Origin of the sequence: Marinobacter sp. BSs20148 (assembly GCF_000283275.1) — a bacterium.
GTDB lineage: Bacteria > Pseudomonadota > Gammaproteobacteria > Pseudomonadales > Oleiphilaceae > Marinobacter > Marinobacter psychrophilus.
Map to the genome: position 1 here is coordinate 2,289,518 of NC_018268.1, position 16,563 is coordinate 2,306,080.

Genomic DNA, 16,563 nt, shown 5'->3' on the forward strand with positions numbered 1-16,563 from the left:
GTTTTCCCTGTGTAAAACGGCCATAAAAGGAGCAGCCGCCGATTTATTGTTAAACGCTCAGCGTTTCATCCGATAACGCACCAAGTCCAGAATCCACACCAGCAGCAAAACCATGCCGGCCAGCGCAAGATTTAACAAGGCAGCGCTGGCCGCAACGCTGTCACCCAGAATCAGTTCATAACCGCCGTACAACCATGCCGGAACCCACCAACCGGCTATATCTAAAGACTCCACCGGTGCCGCCAGAATAGCCGCCAACGCCGCTAGCAACAGTGTACGCAACCCGTAAAACGGCAAAAACCGCAACAACCGCTGCATCATCCATAAAAACAACACCAGACCTACACCGTAGGCGGCCCAAAACAGCCAGTACACGTTCTGTAATTCCGCATCCATTATGTCATTACCCAGTGAATAATATGTTCTTCCCAGTCTTGCTCTGCCACGGCCGCCTCTGACACCACCTTACCGCGCACCGACACACCCGCATCGTGCACGGATTGCGGATCACCGCTGCGCAATGGGTGCCAATCGGCCAATGGGCGACCGTCTGCCAAAGTGCGATAGGCACAGGTATAGGGCAGCCAGTGGTAATCCGGCAATGTTTGCGGCGTAATCAGCGTGCATCCGGGTACTTTTTCCAACCGCTCGGGGTAAACCGTGCAACCACAGGTATCAGTGTCCATGTACTGGCACACTAAATCCGTATGGTATACCTCACCGGTGTCTTCATCTTCCAGCTTGTTCAGGCAACACTTCCCGCAACCGTCACACAGAGACTCCCACTCGGTCGGTGTCATTTCGTGCAGGCGTTTACGCTGCCAGAATGGCACTTGGGCAGTCATCGGTTGCGCTGCCCCAGCTTCATCTTGAACTCAACAATTGCCATGTCCTGCTCTTCCGGCATCTGTAGGAAAAAGCCTTTGTCGGCAATGCCCGCCAAAACCTGTTCGGCGCTGGTGCGAGCCAATTTTCGCTCGGGCGTCAAGACCAAATCCATAGCGTGCACCGGCTTGCCAAACAAGGTGCGCAGGGCTTCCGGCAAGTCATCCCAAAGGTGACCTCGGCGCACATACAGATAAGTGTCGGGTTTTTTGCTGCTGCGAAAAACAGAAACAAAGTCGTGGGTTTTGGTCACGAAAGCAGTTCCTCGATTGCGCCCCGAACCGGAGCCAGTATCTGGCCGCGCCAGCCTTCAAAAAATGGGTTACCCGCCAGCTGTTGTTGCTGCACAACGGCTTCCAGGCGTTTGCGTGGCGCCAGCAATTCTATCGGAATATCAGCCGATTCCGCAGCACACACAAAGTGTTTTTTCAACTGCTTGTAAAAGCCCTGTTGGTCTCGGGTCAAAGGTGCTGGAATCGGCTCTATGGCAACATCATCGGCAGCATCTGCTTTTGCGATCAGCGCCAGCAGAGTATCACCGTGGCGCCGAACCTGGCCGGATGCCAGGCCCTGAATGTCCGACAAAGCGTCTAGAGTTTTGGGCTGCATCTCGGCCATTGCCAGCAACAAAGGGTCTGCCATTACCCAATTACGGGGCTTATTCTGGCGATGACATTCGAGCTCGCGCCAACTAACCAACGCCTGAAGCACCTGTTGCTGTTGGGCGCTTAGAGGCCAACCGCCGCGCAGCTTTAAATAATGTCGGGTGGAATCGTCTTGGCTTGCCAGGTCTGCAGCAAAGCGCGCGGATTCTTCCACCAAAGCCTGCTGAAGCCCGCGCCCGGCCAAGACATCTTGCAGCCAGTCATAAACCGGCTTTAAAAAGCGCACATCATCAATGGCGTAACGCTGCTGCAAATCGCTCAAAGGCCGTGAAATCCAGTTAGAGCGGGTCAGCGTTTTGTCCAGACTTTCACCGAACAGGCTTTCAACCAATTTGGCGTAACCCATAGAAAACCCGAGCCCGGCAAAGGCCACGCCCAGCTGCAGATCAATTACGCCCTGCATGGGAATGCCCAACCAATGGCGGAACAGTTCCAGGTCTTCACTCACCGCGTACAGCAGCTTCAAACGCTGGCTGTCTTCCAAAGCCGCGCGAAAACCGGCAGAGGCCTCAGCCACTTCCGGATCCACCAGGCGAAATTGATCGGCCAGCCCAAGCTGCACCAAGCCCGGAATGGGGTAATAAGTGCTCACCCGCTCGAATTCGGTATCCAGAGTCAAAGGCTCAGTGGGCTGCGCCGCCAGCCAGTCGTCCAGCTGCTCAGGGGTTTCCAGCCATAGTACCGGTTCGGATGGCACAGGCGCTGTTAGCCGGGGAAGTTCATTCGCATTCATAAAGTTGCCTGATCGGGAAATGGCTTAGCCAGCTAAGGGTTTGCGGCCGCGGAAAGCGTGGGTCAGGGTAAAACCGTCGACATAACCCAACTCGCCACCCACGGGAATGCCGTGGGCCAACCGGGTAATCAGTACGTTGTTATCGGCCAGGCGGTCGGCAATGTAGTACGCCGTAGCTTCGCCTTCCACCGTGGGATTGGTGGCCAGTATTAACTCGGTTACGCCTTCATCGCGCACCCGGTGAACCAGCCGGTCAATACCAATCTGCTCCGGCCCAATGCCATCAATGGGGGACAAGTGCCCCATCAGCACAAAATAGCCGGCGCGGTAATCGCCGGCCTGCTCGATGGCCAGCAAGTCTGACGGGCTTTCCACCACGCACAGCACACCGGTGTTGCGCTCCGGGTTTTCGCAAATGCCGCACACCTCAGTGTCGGCAAAATTCTGACAGCGATCACAGCGGCGCACGCCATCCATAGCCCGGCCCAAAGCTTCACCCAGGCGGCTACCGCCACTGCGGGCGCGTTCCAGCAAATGAAAAGCCATACGCTGGGCGGTTTTTTGGCCTACGCCGGGTAGCACCCGCAAGCTTTCAACCAACTCATCCACCAGAGGACTGAACGCCATATTAATACCTAAAATTCAATAATTTAGAAAGGCATCTTAAAGCCGGGAGGGAGACCCATACCCGACATCATGCCAGACATTTTGTCTTTCTGATTGGCTTCGACGCGGCGTACTGCGTCGTTCACCGCTGCCGCCAGCAAATCTTCAAGAATGTCTTTTTCTTCGCTCATCAAAGACGGATCAATCTCTACGCTACGAACGTCGTGGCGGCCGTTCATCACCACCTTCACAAGCCCCGCACCGGATTCGCCCGTCACTTCTGCCTTGGCGATTTCTTCTTGGGCTTTTTGCATGTTTTCTTGCATTTTTTGGGCTTTTTTCATCAGTTCGCCCATGTTATCCGTCATAACGTTATCTCCTGTTTGAGCCAGCCGGGCTCTTTATATCGGCCTGACTCTTGTCGTCGGCCGGGCGCTTTTTGGGGACTTCAATCGGTCGAATACTGTCTTCCACTACACGGGCAGCAAACCGATCCACAATCGATTGTACCAGCGGGTCAGTGCGAATGGCCTGCTCTGCCGCTTGCTGCCGAATCTTGCGCTGGCGCTCTTCATAGGCAGCCGGCGTATCGTCTGGCTGCCCTCTTTCTATACGTAATTCAGTGGCGGCGCCAAAGCGATTTCTCAAGGCGGCCCGAATTTTTTCTTCGTGGCGGGCGTTCAGCAGCCGCGCGTGGCCCTCATCAATGGTCAGCAGCACGTCATTGCCTTGGTGCAGCATAGAGCCGTGGCTGGCCAGATTCCCCGGCATGCCCGCAATATTCAGGCTGCGAAAATCCCGCTGCCAAACAAATTCACCCGCCGGTAATGTCTCCTCCGCTACCTCTGGCTGCGCTGGCGATTCACTGGCCAATGGCAGTGGCTGGTCATCAGGCTGCGATTTTAGCTGAACAGCAGATTGCGGTTCTGACTGATTCTGCTGAGCTGGCTGATGCACGGGCTCTGCGGGCAGCGGCTGTTGCTCTGGGGCAGAAGCCTCAAACGCCTCATCAGCGCCGTAAAGGGCACCGTCGTCAGGGTAATCTACGTCTGTGCCAGGCTGAGGCTCCCAAGGTGGAATCGACTCAACCGGCATTCGTGCTGCTGCTGGTGGTGGCGGCGAAGCTGCCGGGGCCACAGGCTCCGGCTTTGCGGGTACTGGCGCTGCAGGTTGATTCGAACTAGCAGCAACAGGGTCTGGTTCATCGCGGTTTCCGGCCGGTGCCGACTCCGCAGCAATCGCCGTGGGCGGTTCCCGGCGAGCGGTTCCGGGCCGGAATGCCAACATACGCAGCAGCGTCATTTCGAATCCCATGCGCGCGTCCGGCGTTATCGCCAGATCTTTGCGCCCCATCAACGCCACTTGGTAAAACAACTGGGCGTCTTCGGCACTCAGCTTCTTAGCCAGCGCATGAATCTGGTGCGCGTCGCCCAAGGCGTTGTCCGCACTGCCAGGCACCATTTGCTCCATCGTCACCCGGTGGAACAGCGACAACAGATCCGCCAGAATTACACCGTAATCCGGCGCAAAATCAGCAATACGGCTAATTTCTGTTAGCAATGCCGGGCCATCACGGCCAACCAAAGTGCCTACCAGGCTTTCAATATCACGCTGATTAATCGTGCCCAGCATGGAACTGACATCGCTTGCCGCCAGTTGCTGGTTACCAAATGCAATAGCCTGGTCGGTCAGGCTCAGGGCATCGCGCATACTGCCGTCCGCTGCGCGCGCCAGTAGCCACAGGGCCGGCTCTTCAAAAGGAATCTTTTCAGAGGTCAGCACGTGGTTCAAATGGCCGGCGATGTGTTCCGGCGTCATCCGCTTCAAATTGAACTGCAGGCAGCGCGATAGCACCGTTACCGGCAGCTTCTGGGGATCGGTGGTGGCCAACAGGAATTTAACGTGTTCTGGCGGCTCTTCCAGGGTTTTCAGAAAGGCGTTGAACGATTGAGTGGTAAGCATGTGCACCTCGTCAATCAGGTACACCTTAAAGCGCCCACGGGTGGGCGAATACTGCACGTTGTCTGTCAGCTCACGCATGTCGTCAACGCCGGTGCGCGAGGCCGCGTCTATCTCAATCAGGTCAACAAAGCGGCCTTCCTGAATTTCGCGGCAGCTGCCACAAACACCGCAAGGTTTCGCGGTAATGCCGGTTTCACAGTTCAAACAGCGGGCCAACAGGCGGCCAATGGTGGTTTTACCCACACCGCGGGTGCCGGTAAACAAATAGGCATGGTGCAGGCGCTGGCTTTCCAGCGCGTGAATTAACGCCTGAAGCACGTGTTCCTGCCCCACCATGTCTTCGAAGGTGCGCGGGCGCCATTTACGGGCAAGTACCTGATAGCTCATAGTTCGCCAATTGCCGTGAAAAATAGCGTTAATTCTAGCATGGATGCTAAAACCGAAAAACAGAGGGTATAGGTAATGAGAAGTGAATAACGAGAGCAATCGAAAAAGTAACAAAGAAAATAGCGATTAGACAATAGATAGAAAAGCAGTAACGAAAAAAACAGGGGGAGCTAAAACAGGTGGTGGCCCCACCAGCGACACTCCGGCACACATATCGACCGCTGCGGCTGCTCCCTTCCGGGTCTGACCGGGTTCACGGTTTCATGTTGCGAAGGCACCAGTAGGGCCACCATAACGGCGTTTCAGAATGTTTACCTGAAAGCGGCGCGCATAGTAACAAACGCCATGATGTACCACAAGTGCATGTGGTTAGCCGATCACGATCATTATTCGGCTCATAGCGTGAGCTGGGTAATGCAATGGCGGATTTCGTTAGCGCTTTCCACAGTGCCGCCTCGCCCAACGAAGCATTTTAATTTACTCTTCATCTAGCCTGCGCGCCTAGCCAAAAAGCAGCCGCCAAAACAAAACCCGGAAGAGTCCATGGTTAACGATTTCAACGCCCTCAGCCACGCCGTTGCGTTTATCACTTACGGCCTACTGGCGATTCTGATTGGCTCCCGCTACATGCGCCGCAATTCCGATCGAGCCCTGTTCTTTGCCGCACTGGTATCCGCCCTGTGGGCGGCGGCGTTGGTGACCCAGTCCATCTGGGGGTTCCCGGATTTTGTCGTGCGTTACCTGCTGGAACTGCTGCGCGACGGCGCCTGGATCGCACTTATTTTCACCCTGCTAGGCAGCGCATTGCCAAACGACGGCACCGCACGAAAAATCAAAAAAATGTTGTCAGGCGCCGTCATTGGCGTATTGGTGATGCTGCTGCTGGCCAGCACCGCTGAGCACTTTGGTGTAAATCACATACTTTCCGGCAAGACAAAAATAGTGGGCGAGTTGGCGCTGGCGCTGATAGGCCTGCTGCTGATCGAGCAGATCTGGCGCAACTCTCTGGGCTTTCGCCGCTACAGCATCAAATACATGTGCACTGGCGTAGCCACCATCTTCATCTTTGATTTTGTGATGTACGCCGATGCCCTCCTGTTCGGCCAAATCAGCCAGAACTTCTGGGACGCCCGCGGGCTCGCCAACGCGTTGTTGGTACCGCTGTTTGCGGTGAACGTGGTTAACACCCGCAGACAGCCCATAGACTTCCGGGTATCACGGCGTGCCGCCTTCCACGTGGGCACTCTGCTGTTCGCCGGCGCCTATCTGGTATTTCTGTCGGTTGCCGGCTACTACATCAAAACCGTGGGCGGCAGCTGGGGCGACGCCCTGCGCATTCTATTCTTCACCCTGGCACTGGTGTTTCTGGCTACCCTACTGCTTTCGCGCCGGCTGCGAGCCCGCATGATGGTTGCCATCAGCCAGAATTTTTTTGACTACAAATACGACTACCGCAATGAATGGCTGAAAATGACCAAAGAGCTGGCCAACCTGACCGACTCGCCACCCCTGCCGGAACGGGTTATCCGCATTCTGGCAGACCTGGTAGAAAGCAACGCCGGCGCCATCTGGCTGAAAGACGACCAGAACCGCTACCAGTTAAAAGCCACCATCAACATGGACTTCGATCGTCACACCCTGATTGATCCCAATGACGACCTGGTGCGCTATTTTTGCGATAAGGAATGGATCATAGACCTGAACACCTATAAGGCAGACCCGGTTGCCTACGACTTATTGGAAGTACCCGACAGTCTCAGCCAATGCCCCAATGGCTGGCTAATTATCCCGGTGTATTCAGGCAATGAGCTTTACGGCATGGCATTAATCGGCGCGCCCCTCACCCAGATAGAACTGAACTGGGAGAACTTCGATTTAATCCGCGTGGTTGCACGCCAAACCGGCAACCTGTTAGCGCAAGCCGATGCCCAAAGCGCACTCACCCGGGCCATGCAATTTGAAGCCGTCAGCAAAGCGTCTGCCTTCATGCTGCACGATTTGAAAACCGTGATCGCGCAACTGTCCCTGCTGGTCAAAAACGCGCCAAGGCATCGCGACAACCCGGCGTTCATTGACGACATGATTCAAACCACAGACCACGCGGTGAACAAAATATCGAACCTGGTTACCCACATCCAGAAGCCCCAGGACAGCCAAGGGCAAACCGCAGAAATGATCAACCTGACAGACGTACTCGGTAGCGCAATAGCCAACGCCGGCAGGCGCAATCCGAAACCGCATTTTGATGACAACAAGGGCGATGTGTGGATAAGGGCAGACGCCGAACAGCTGAGTACCGTCGTGGGCCATTTGCTGAGAAACGCCCAGGAGGCCACGCCGCCAGGTGGCGACATCACCGTCACTTTAAAAGTCGCCCGCGGCACCGCCGTGGTGTTTATTCAGGATTCCGGCAGCGGCATGACCGCAGAATTCATCCGCAACCGCCTGTTCCAGCCTTTCGAAAGCACCAAGGGGCTAACAGGCATGGGCATAGGGGTTTACCAAACCCGGGAATACCTGCTGGACCTTGGTGGCAGCATTGATGTCACCAGCGAGCCAGGCGTAGGCTCGTGCTTTTCAATGCGCCTGCCGCTGGCCGACGTCGCAACGTCAACTAAAACACCAGCCGCAACAAAAGAAAGCCAGACGAGCGAATAAAAATATGACTCCTAAAAATACATGTGTATGCAAAAGCAAGCATTGGCACACACAACCGTTGCAAAATGCAGGCTTTGAGTTAAAACTTCAATGTGCAGACACTCGCGTTAACAAGGAACGAACACACCCGTGACGAGACAATTACTGATTGTAGAGGACGACCCGGGTCTGCAAAGCCAGATGCGCTGGTGCTTCACTGACGACCTGCAAGTGTCGGTTGCCGCCGACCGCGAAACCGCCCTTGCCCTGCTGCGACGACTGGAACCTGAAGTGGTAACCCTGGACCTCGGCCTGCCGCCAGACCCCGGCGGAAGCACCGAAGGCTTCGCCCTGCTGGAAGACATACTGCGCCTGGCACCCATGACCAAAGTCATTGTAGTGACCGGGCGCGAAGAAAAAGAAAACGCGGTAAAAGCCATAGGCATGGGCGCCGCCGACTTCTACCAAAAACCGGTAGACGCCGACATTCTCAGCTTCGTGGTTAACCGCGCTTTCCGTCTGGCCGAGCTGGAAAAAGAAAACCTTGAACTGGCCAACCGCGACGCCACCAGCGTGAAAGGCATTATCGCGGCCAGCCCGCAGATGCTGGCGGTGTGCCGCACTCTTGAAAAGGTTGCCCCTACCGACATCACTACCTTGATCAACGGCGAGACTGGCACCGGCAAAGAAGTACTGGCCCGAGCCCTGCATGATCTAAGCCCAAGGGCAAACATGCCCTTCGCCGCCATCAACTGCGCGGCCATTCCAGAAAACCTGCTGGAAAGCGAGTTGTTCGGCTATGAAAAAGGCGCATTCACCGGCGCCACTCAAAGCAAAAAAGGCAAAATTGAAAGCGCTAACGGCGGCACCCTGTTTCTGGATGAAATCGGCGACATGCCCATGGCGCTGCAATCCAAACTGCTGCGCTTCCTGCAGGAACGAGTGGTAGACCGCGTCGGGTCACTAAAACCCACGCCCGTAGACGTGCGCGTGGTGTGTGCTACCCACCGCAATGTCAACGAACTGATTCAGGAAGGCACCTTCCGCGAAGACCTTTACTACCGCATCAGCGAAATCACCCTGGATTTGCCCGCGGTGCGTGACCGCGACGGCGACGCCTTGGTCATCGCCCAGTCACTGCTGAAAAGTCTGAGCAAACAACTAGACCGGCCCGGCCTGAGCTTCTGTGACGACGCCATAAGCGCCATAGAAACCTACGCCTGGCCCGGCAACGTGCGCGAAATGATCAACAAAATAAAACGCTCGGTGATTATGGCCGACGGCAAACGCATCACTATAGATGATCTTCAGCTGCCCCTAAGCACAGACAACACAGACGCCAACGAAAGCCAACTGAACCTGCGCAAAGTACGAGAAAACGCCGAACGCGCTGCCATCGTTCAAGCCCTGCGCACCAGCAACTTCAACATGGCGCAAGCATCCCGACTTCTAGGGGTTACCCGCCCCACCCTGTACAACCTGACTGACAAATACCGGATTAACACCTCAGTCGAGGCTACGGCAAGCTAACCCAAGTATCGAGGACGAGGACGGAGCCGAGGACAGATTTCAAATCTGTTCCCCTACACAAACTTAGGGACAGATTTCAAGTCTGCCCCTTACCTTCATCGGAGCTATAAACGATGTCGATAACAACGCCCAAGAAAAAACTCCCACAGCTGATTCTATTGGGCAGCTTGATGCTACCCCTGCTGAGCGCCTGTAACAGCGGCCCGGACACCTCCGAAGCGCTGTCGCACCTGAGTCGCGCAGACACCTACGCCGAGCAGGGCCAGTTCCGCTCGGCTATTCTCGAAATCAAAAACGCTATCCAGACCGAACCAGACAACGTCAGCCACATTGCGCGGCTGGGCGAACTCTACTTGGAACTGGGCGCCAATAAACAGGCCGTTGAACTGCTGGAACCCTGGCTAAAAGACTACCCGCAAGCGGTAGCCCTGCCTTTGGCCCGGGCCTATGTGGAAGAACGCAAACACCTGTCTGCCATCGAAACCCTGGCACTAGCAAACCCCGAAAGCTCTGACGAGAAACTCGAGGCGTCCCTGATCGAAGCCAAAGCCATGCGCCTGTCTGGCGACGTGGACGGGGCAGTCACCACCTACAGAGAGATTAGCGCCAATTACTCCACCAGCGTGGATGCCATAACGGGCCTAATAGAGAGCCATATTCAACAAGGCAATGCCCGCACGGCGCTCGGGTCCGCCAACGATTGGCTGGCCAGCCACGAAACCACGCCAGCCGTTCTCTATCTTAAAGGCCTGGCCCAATATCAGCTTGATGAACTAGAGCCCGCCACAGCCACACTCACTGACGCCGTTACGCAAATGCCAGCATCCGACATATTCATGCCATTAAGAGGCAAGTTACTGTCGCTGTTGTCACGGGTGTTGACTGAACAGGGCAAAATCACCGAAGCCCAGGTATACAGCCGCATCCTGGCCGAACAAACCGACTCAGGCTCCCGCGAACAGAGCAAAGCCGTTATCGCCGCCATTCAAGCTGGCAACTTTGACGAAGCCAAAACTATGCTGAGGGACATGCGCAAGCTAGACCCCGACAACGAACAGCTGGCCTTAATGCTGGGCACCCTGTCTGCAGGTACCGGTGAATTGGAAGAAGGCGCCGAATTGCTGTCTGGAAATCTGGACCCGGAAACCACCCCAACCCGCTTTATTCGGGCGTCTACCATGGCCCAGATTGACGTGGGCGAACGGGAAGAAGCACTGGCCACTCTGGAACGTGCCGTAAAAGCCCGCCCGAACGACAACGATCTGCTGGCCATGCACGGCGTTCTGGCCCTGAGCATGCCCGGCCAGGAAGCCGCGGGCGTCACCAGTTTGAGCAAGGCCATTAGCAACGAACCCGATCGCACCCGTTTAAGGATTGCGCTGGCCCGGCACTACATCAATAACCAGCAAACCGAACAGGCCTTGGGCCAATTGCGGATGGCGTTTACCGCCCAGCCAGCAGATTGGGCAAGCACAGCTATCTATTTAAGTCTGCTGATCGAAAGCGGTGAAACCCGCGAAGCCGAAGACGTACGCGATTCGCTGGTCAATGGCTACGGCAACGAGCCTCAAGCGCTCCTGCTGGCGGCAATCGCCGACGGGCGCATGGGTAACTCCGACTTCGCTATGATTCGCCTTGAGCAACTGACAGTAGACAACCCAGATATGCAGCAGGCGCGCCTGGCCCTGGCGAATCTGTACGCCTCGACCAACAGCCCAGACAAAGCCGTTGAACAATTCCTGGCCGCCGCCGTCATTACGCCAGAAGTTATCGGACCGCTTCAGCAGGCCGGCCAGCTATACGCTACCACCCACAGCGTGGAAGAAGTTCAACAGTGGCTGGGCACCGTTGGTGAAACACATCCGCCACTGGCACCAAACGCCAGCTTGTTATCTGCGTTGATTCACATACAAAAAGGGGATGTAGAACAGGCACGAACGATTCTTAAGCCAATGGCCAACGAAGATAACCCCATCGGCTACAGAGCCTACGGACAGCTACTGGCCGCAGAATCCGTTTTAAGCGCACAGGCCGAAGATTACTCAACGGCCCTGGCTAAAGCAGCAGAAGCCATTGCCATCCAGCCCGAAAACGTCGGCTTCGCGCTGCTGCCCGCGCGCATACTCATCACTCAAGGTAAAAACGCTGAGGCACTAGAAGCACTTCAAGCCGCCGCAGAAACCCACAACAACCACGTCGCCATTCTGATGGCCCAGGCCGACCTGCAAATGAACCAACAGCAGGACCAGCCAGCAACCGAGCTGTATGAACAAGTTGTGTTAACGCAGCCCAACAACGTGGTGGCGCTGAACAACCTGGCCTGGCTACTACGTGAAAAGAACAACAGCCGCGCCGTAGAACTCGCCAGCCGCGCCAGCGAGCTGGCACCCGAAGCGCCAGACATACTCGACACCCACGGATGGGTTCTGCACCTCGGCGGCAACCACGCAGACGCCAAGCCCATCATTGAGAAGGCCTTGGCGCTAGCACCAGACAACGCAGAAATTCAGGGACACTTGAAAGCCATTAACGAGGCACTGTAAAACAACCTGACACCCCACGATCTTCGAAGCCGGGGACAGATTTCAAATCTGTCCCCTAATTAATACCCCCATCCACTACCCTGCATAACCAAAAAAGCCGCTGAATCACACATTCAGCGGCTTTCTTACATAACGATGTCGATTTTCTTTACAGCCACTAAATCAAGACAATAAAAAACCCATAAAAAACAATAGATTTAAAACTTGGCACGGTAATCGCTTTGTATTACTCGTGGGAAAGGCAAGTGCCTGACCAGCAGCCAAACCATTTGTGAGGATGGGACGGAAAGCCAAGGGTCTCCGAAGGAAAAGAGACAGCCTGGTTGCCAAGCAATCTATAAAGACATAACGCGAATCAACCGGAGAATACTCATGAAATTGAAACTTATTGCTGCAGCATTTGCCCTGTCAGTGAGTGCATTTGCGGTCAACGCGACACCTGTGAACGTTAGTGAAGCTAACTTCGAAGACTCGCTACAAACAATTCTTAACAATCTGACAGTCGGTGGCACTTCTTCTATTGATGTCAATACGGATCAAGCAGTCCCTGACCAGGTTTGGAATAGCACGGACTCTGGCATTTCACCGACTCGTTTCGTCGCAGAGATTGCAGGAAACTCAGGGGTGAATTCCTTCGGAATATACGATGTAAACGACATAGCGAAAATAGTCACTGTGTTTAGTGGAACAGATACGCCGGGGACTACGTCGTCTTTCGAAATCACTCCAGGCGGTACGGTTAAGGTGAACAATATCCTTACAACCACACAGTTTTCTTCCGCCAACTTTGGCTTTTTCCTGTTAACGCCTTCCGGCTTTTTCTATTCACAAGAAAGCCTAAACCCGAATGGCGAAGATCAGATGGTAGCGTATCAGGGCGGTAATGGTGACACTGTCACACTGCCTGGCGGTAATCCAACCTTGTGGACTGCTGGCGGTTGGGTGCTCGCGTTTGAAGATCTGCTTTACAGCACCTCAGATAAAGACTTCAATGATCTAGTCGTATTTGTAGAGTCTGCCATGCCAGTATCAGTACCCGAGCCAGGCACCCTTGCCTTGCTGGGTCTTGGCTTAGCCGGTCTGGGCGCTGCCCGTCGCCGTCAAAAGTCTTGATTTAATCAGGCCTGAAAAAAGCCAGCTTCGGCTGGCTTTTTTTTGTTTTAAATTTGTGTATTTCCAATTCTGAATAACCAGCACCTTTCTCAGCACTATCAAAACCCCCGTAAAAAAGAGCGTCGACTTTCTTTACGCTGTCGCTCATTACCTCAACCTATTGATTTTAAAACTTGTTATGGAGAACTCTCGCAACTTGAACAAGCGATAGAGCAATGCAGCTGCCGAAAACGAAAATCCCTCTGTAAAGGTGACATTGCTGTATTCCCTAGCGAATTACGCTCCCCATGCAAGAACTGCAAAATCACGACAGGCACGGCGTCGACATTTTATACACTTACCATAACCTCGCACTCGCGATTACTTTTTAACCGATTCTACCCTTTTTTATTTTGTGTACTTTTATAACTTGACCGCTATATTGCTTTCTGAAGCTACTAGCCTCTTAGGGTTAAGTGAAAAAGTCAGCTTCGGCTGACTTTTTTTATGGACCAGAACCAGACCGGGGACAGATTTCAAATTTACCCCCTACCTTGAAAAAAACCGAACTACTTCGGACTGGTTTTTATTCAGGAAACGAAAACTCAGAACAGCGCTTTACGTCGACATTCTTTACATGCTCCCAAAACTAAAATATTAACTAACTGTTATATATGGCTATTTTTTTCTGGCATAGTTTTCGCACATTTTATCCACATCAGGAAAAGATTGGAAAATATTCAAATCCCTTCTTGTACTAATATGGGACATCAAAAGGTCTAACAGCATCTGCAAGACCAGAAATCAGATGACAACGACCGGTAGTACGCTGCCGCATGGGGAGATGGAGGTTTCGAGGGCGTGGGAAAGTTAACACTGCATTATACGGCTTTGCTATAGACTTTTTTATTGTTGCCGACTGAACCTATTTGGCCTATGCCTGGCCGGCCTATGCGCTGACCGTCTTCGTCAGATAGCCTAATTGTTCAGCATTGAAAGCTGCCAGCTTTGGCTGATCTCTTTTTATCTTTTTTTGTGTTTGCCCAAACCTGAATGCCCAGTATCCTGAATACTTTTATAACACCCGGTGGACGCGCAATGTTACGGAAAACACGACAAAATATCCCGGTAGCAAAACCCTATTTGCTGGCTACCGCGATCGCAGTTTTGATCTTCTTGCCCACCTGGGTCAGGCTTGGCGAAGCTTGGCTGGAATTCGAACAAGTCCTCGCCCACGGCCTGGCAACCGCACTCATTTTTCTCTGGCTGGCTGTCACCCACCCGCCGGCGCCCAATAAAGCGTTAACCCATCAGCAAAGGCCCTTTTACAAAACCGGCGCACTGGCCTTAATTGTGATCACCCTGGGCTGGGCCGTGCTGGAACTTGCCCGCATCGACACCCTCGCCTATTTTGCCCTGCCCGCGGGCATCGCTGGCGTAACCTGGGCGTTACTGGGCTGGCAGCGCCTAATCAGCTTTTTGCCTTACATTCTGGTTTTGTCACTATCGTTACCGTTCTGGGCCGATTTAGTACCGGCACTCGTCCACCTCGCCAGCGCTGTGGTGGGCACCTGGGTAAGCTGGTTGAATATGCCGGCCCTCATAGAAGGCAACAGCATTACCGTGCCTTTCGGCCGGCTGATCATTGCAGACGGCTGCTCCGGTATTCGCTACTTCGCCATCTCTATCCTGCTGGCGGCCATGACGTCCATATTGAACGACTACCGCTGGCGTGGCTGGCTGGCAAGCCTCAGCGTCGCCATCACGCTTGCGCTGATCGTAAACTGGGTTCGCATTACCATCCTGGTGGTCGTCGGCTATCAATCCGAAATGCAAAGCGACCTGCTGACAGACCACGAACTCATGGGCTGGTTGGTATACGGCGCCTTCATCATCCCGGTTATGTACTTCTCACCGGTCATGAAGCGCAACTCCGACAGCCAAGCCCAGCCAGCAAACATCAATAAAAAAGGCTACATCGCCATCGCCGTTGCCGTGCTGATCGGCCCCGTTGCCCTAACGCTGGCAACCACCACCACAACCACCCAACCCGGGCTCTGGTCGTTGAACATGGCGAACGGCTTAAAAACCGAACTGCAGGCACTACCAATTCCCTTAAGCATGCCGGAAGCCCTAAACCAGCAAGCCTGGCGCACCGCAGGCACTCGGGTATTATTAGCGCAAAGCCAGCGCACCAGCGCCGACGACAAGCTGGTGCCTTACCTGCCAGCACAGTTCGACCGCTCACAATGGCTGCGCGAGAGCAATCAACAGCCCGGCGCAACGGTTTATCGCAACATACTCACCCGGGAACAGGTGGTTATGGCGCAGTGGTATCAAGTGGGTGACTACCGTGCCGACAGCTACCGCAACGCCAAACTGCTGCAAATACCGGCGCTGCTTCAGGGTGCAACGCGCTTTGCGCTGGTGACCCTTCAAGCCTCTTGCCAGCAACGAAGTTGTGAAAACGCTTACAACGCCGTCATTAACCAAAAAACGACGCTACAGGCCCAATCCTTCTCGCTGACAAACGACCGTTTCCAATGAACACAAGCCAAGGCGAGATGAACGGCCAACCAGGCAACAACGCAAGCAGCTCTGGCATCCTGTCGTCTTACACCTATACAAAGCACACCCTAGAACGCAGCCTAAAGCCAGAGGCGATGGAGCTCATCCGCTGTCGGCACCTTAATATTCAAACAACCCACGTCAAAGCCATCGAACTTGTCAGCTTTAACGAAGCCGAAAACCGCCTAACGACAAAGAAGGTCATCGGCCAGGAGCTGTTTCATACCCTCTGGAACCCAACCAATCTGCTGGGCCGCCTGCAAGGTCACCGGTTGCAAAATCCAGATACTCTGCTCAGTCGCATTACAGAAATCGGCACCTGGCTACGCAAGTATCACGACAGCTCGGCTGGGCTCACCCCAGAGGGCGCAGATGGCAGCTGGCTGGCAACAGAATTTGCACAAAAAATTCGCGAAATCCGGGCAAGCAACCTAATATCAGAACGTAATCTCAAAAAAATAGAACAAAAATACAGCCCCGAATTACAGAAACTTATCACTCCCGACTACTTATTCTTTAATAACGCCTTCCCGTGCCAAATCCATGGCAACTTTGTGCTTTACAACGTGTTGGTGGACAGCCAGCAGAACATGCACACTCTGGGTTTCAGAAAAACCCGCGTCTCAAGCAACCTGGAAGACGTGGCGCGTTTCTACAGCACCCTCTGGGCCATCGCGCAAACCAGCCGCACCCGTCATAACCTGTTCCATGAATTACCAGCCAGATTTCTGAAAGCCTACGGATTACCACCTCTTATTGCCGAGAGCGCTTATTTTCAAGCCAATCTGGTATACAATTTCTTGGCTCATCTGGAAGCCCAACACCGCAGACGAAAGGCGTTTTCGTGGAACACCAACCGTGAAATGAGCCAGATCACCCGCGCGGGTATGAAGTGGATCTACCAGCAAATCTGAAGCCGGCACACAACGGCACCCACCCAGCTTACAAGGTTGCT

At 54.3% G+C, this 16,563-nt stretch carries 14 protein-coding genes, 1 other RNA gene and 1 riboswitch; of the genes, 6 read left to right on the plus strand and 9 right to left on the minus strand.

What is annotated here, in order from left to right:
• Positions 1-57: 57 nt before the first annotated feature.
• From MRBBS_RS10365 to ffs, 8 genes are all read right to left on the minus strand, one after another.
• Positions 58-396 carry a hypothetical protein gene (locus MRBBS_RS10365; RefSeq protein WP_014871452.1) on the minus strand — a complete coding sequence of 113 codons (339 nt, stop codon included), beginning with the start codon at positions 394-396 and terminating at the stop codon, positions 58-60.
• Entirely contained in the window at positions 396-845 is a 450-nt protein-coding gene (locus MRBBS_RS10370) for a YcgN family cysteine cluster protein (protein WP_014871453.1), read from the minus strand. Before MRBBS_RS10370 ends, MRBBS_RS10365 begins: the two co-directional genes overlap by 1 nt.
• Positions 842-1,138: a YcgL domain-containing protein gene (locus MRBBS_RS10375; RefSeq protein ID WP_014871454.1), complete on the minus strand. Its 297-nt coding sequence runs from the start codon at positions 1,136-1,138 to the stop codon at positions 842-844. The genes MRBBS_RS10370 and MRBBS_RS10375 overlap by 4 nt, the downstream gene beginning before the upstream one ends.
• Positions 1,135-2,283 (minus strand): ribonuclease D, encoded by a 1,149-nt coding sequence (locus MRBBS_RS10380; protein WP_014871455.1) that lies wholly within the window; start codon positions 2,281-2,283, stop codon positions 1,135-1,137. Before MRBBS_RS10380 ends, MRBBS_RS10375 begins: the two co-directional genes overlap by 4 nt.
• Before the next feature lie 24 nt (positions 2,284-2,307).
• A complete protein-coding gene (gene recR / locus MRBBS_RS10385; RefSeq protein WP_014871456.1) occupies positions 2,308-2,910 on the minus strand; it encodes a recombination mediator RecR in 603 nt (200 codons plus the stop codon).
• Between the two features lie 23 nt (positions 2,911-2,933).
• Positions 2,934-3,257, minus strand: a complete 324-nt coding sequence (locus tag MRBBS_RS10390) for a YbaB/EbfC family nucleoid-associated protein (protein ID WP_014871457.1) — start codon at positions 3,255-3,257, stop codon at positions 2,934-2,936.
• Positions 3,258-3,261: 4 nt separating this feature from the next.
• Positions 3,262-5,238 carry a DNA polymerase III subunit gamma/tau gene (gene dnaX, locus MRBBS_RS10395; protein ID WP_014871458.1) on the minus strand — a complete coding sequence of 659 codons (1,977 nt, stop codon included), beginning with the start codon at positions 5,236-5,238 and terminating at the stop codon, positions 3,262-3,264.
• 186 nt (positions 5,239-5,424) lie between these two features.
• Positions 5,425-5,521: signal recognition particle sRNA small type (gene ffs, locus MRBBS_RS19015), an RNA gene on the minus strand.
• A 260-nt stretch (positions 5,522-5,781) separates the two neighbouring features.
• Between ffs and prsK the strand changes: the two genes are divergently transcribed.
• From prsK to MRBBS_RS10415, 4 genes are all read left to right on the plus strand, one after another.
• Positions 5,782-7,896 (plus strand): XrtA/PEP-CTERM system histidine kinase PrsK, encoded by a 2,115-nt coding sequence (gene prsK / locus MRBBS_RS10400; RefSeq protein WP_014871459.1) that lies wholly within the window; start codon positions 5,782-5,784, stop codon positions 7,894-7,896.
• 129 nt (positions 7,897-8,025) lie between these two features.
• Complete coding sequence (prsR, locus tag MRBBS_RS10405) at positions 8,026-9,405, plus strand: PEP-CTERM-box response regulator transcription factor (protein WP_014871460.1); 1,380 nt, start codon at positions 8,026-8,028, stop codon at positions 9,403-9,405.
• A gap of 113 nt (positions 9,406-9,518) precedes the next feature.
• Positions 9,519-11,948 carry a tetratricopeptide repeat protein gene (locus MRBBS_RS10410; RefSeq protein ID WP_014871461.1) on the plus strand — a complete coding sequence of 810 codons (2,430 nt, stop codon included), beginning with the start codon at positions 9,519-9,521 and terminating at the stop codon, positions 11,946-11,948.
• Positions 11,949-12,197: 249 nt separating this feature from the next.
• Positions 12,198-12,279: riboswitch (cyclic di-GMP riboswitch) on the plus strand.
• A gap of 41 nt (positions 12,280-12,320) precedes the next feature.
• Positions 12,321-13,061 (plus strand): DUF4114 domain-containing protein, encoded by a 741-nt coding sequence (locus MRBBS_RS10415; RefSeq protein WP_014871462.1) that lies wholly within the window; start codon positions 12,321-12,323, stop codon positions 13,059-13,061.
• A gap of 1 nt (position 13,062) precedes the next feature.
• On the opposite strand, the gene MRBBS_RS19675 is transcribed toward MRBBS_RS10415, so the two are convergent.
• Positions 13,063-13,209, minus strand: coding sequence for a hypothetical protein (locus tag MRBBS_RS19675; RefSeq protein ID WP_014871463.1), 147 nt, complete (start codon positions 13,207-13,209; stop codon positions 13,063-13,065).
• Positions 13,210-14,138: 929 nt separating this feature from the next.
• Here MRBBS_RS19675 and MRBBS_RS10420 point away from each other — a divergent pair.
• Positions 14,139-15,587: an exosortase/archaeosortase family protein gene (locus MRBBS_RS10420; RefSeq protein ID WP_014871464.1), complete on the plus strand. Its 1,449-nt coding sequence runs from the start codon at positions 14,139-14,141 to the stop codon at positions 15,585-15,587.
• A complete protein-coding gene (locus MRBBS_RS10425; protein ID WP_144012708.1) occupies positions 15,584-16,522 on the plus strand; it encodes a hypothetical protein in 939 nt (312 codons plus the stop codon). The genes MRBBS_RS10420 and MRBBS_RS10425 overlap by 4 nt, the downstream gene beginning before the upstream one ends.
• Positions 16,523-16,563: the final 41 nt, after the last annotated feature.

Excerpts from the sequence above, each read along its gene's own strand:
- MRBBS_RS10410 (WP_014871461.1), top strand. The coding sequence starts at position 9,519 with ATGTCGATAACAACGCCCAAGAAAAAACTCCCACAGCTGATTCTATTG.
- MRBBS_RS10415 (WP_014871462.1), top strand. The coding sequence starts at position 12,321 with ATGAAATTGAAACTTATTGCTGCAGCATTTGCCCTGTCAGTGAGTGCA.
- MRBBS_RS10425 (WP_144012708.1), top strand. The coding sequence starts at position 15,584 with ATGAACACAAGCCAAGGCGAGATGAACGGCCAACCAGGCAACAACGCA.
- MRBBS_RS19675 (WP_014871463.1), bottom strand. The coding sequence starts at position 13,209 with ATGAGCGACAGCGTAAAGAAAGTCGACGCTCTTTTTTACGGGGGTTTT.
- MRBBS_RS10370 (WP_014871453.1), bottom strand. The coding sequence starts at position 845 with ATGACTGCCCAAGTGCCATTCTGGCAGCGTAAACGCCTGCACGAAATG.
- MRBBS_RS10420 (WP_014871464.1), top strand. The coding sequence starts at position 14,139 with ATGTTACGGAAAACACGACAAAATATCCCGGTAGCAAAACCCTATTTG.
- dnaX (WP_014871458.1), bottom strand. The coding sequence starts at position 5,238 with ATGAGCTATCAGGTACTTGCCCGTAAATGGCGCCCGCGCACCTTCGAA.
- MRBBS_RS10380 (WP_014871455.1), bottom strand. The coding sequence starts at position 2,283 with ATGAATGCGAATGAACTTCCCCGGCTAACAGCGCCTGTGCCATCCGAA.
- recR (WP_014871456.1), bottom strand. The coding sequence starts at position 2,910 with ATGGCGTTCAGTCCTCTGGTGGATGAGTTGGTTGAAAGCTTGCGGGTG.
- prsK (WP_014871459.1), top strand. The coding sequence starts at position 5,782 with ATGGTTAACGATTTCAACGCCCTCAGCCACGCCGTTGCGTTTATCACT.
- MRBBS_RS10390 (WP_014871457.1), bottom strand. The coding sequence starts at position 3,257 with ATGACGGATAACATGGGCGAACTGATGAAAAAAGCCCAAAAAATGCAA.
- MRBBS_RS10365 (WP_014871452.1), bottom strand. The coding sequence starts at position 396 with ATGGATGCGGAATTACAGAACGTGTACTGGCTGTTTTGGGCCGCCTAC.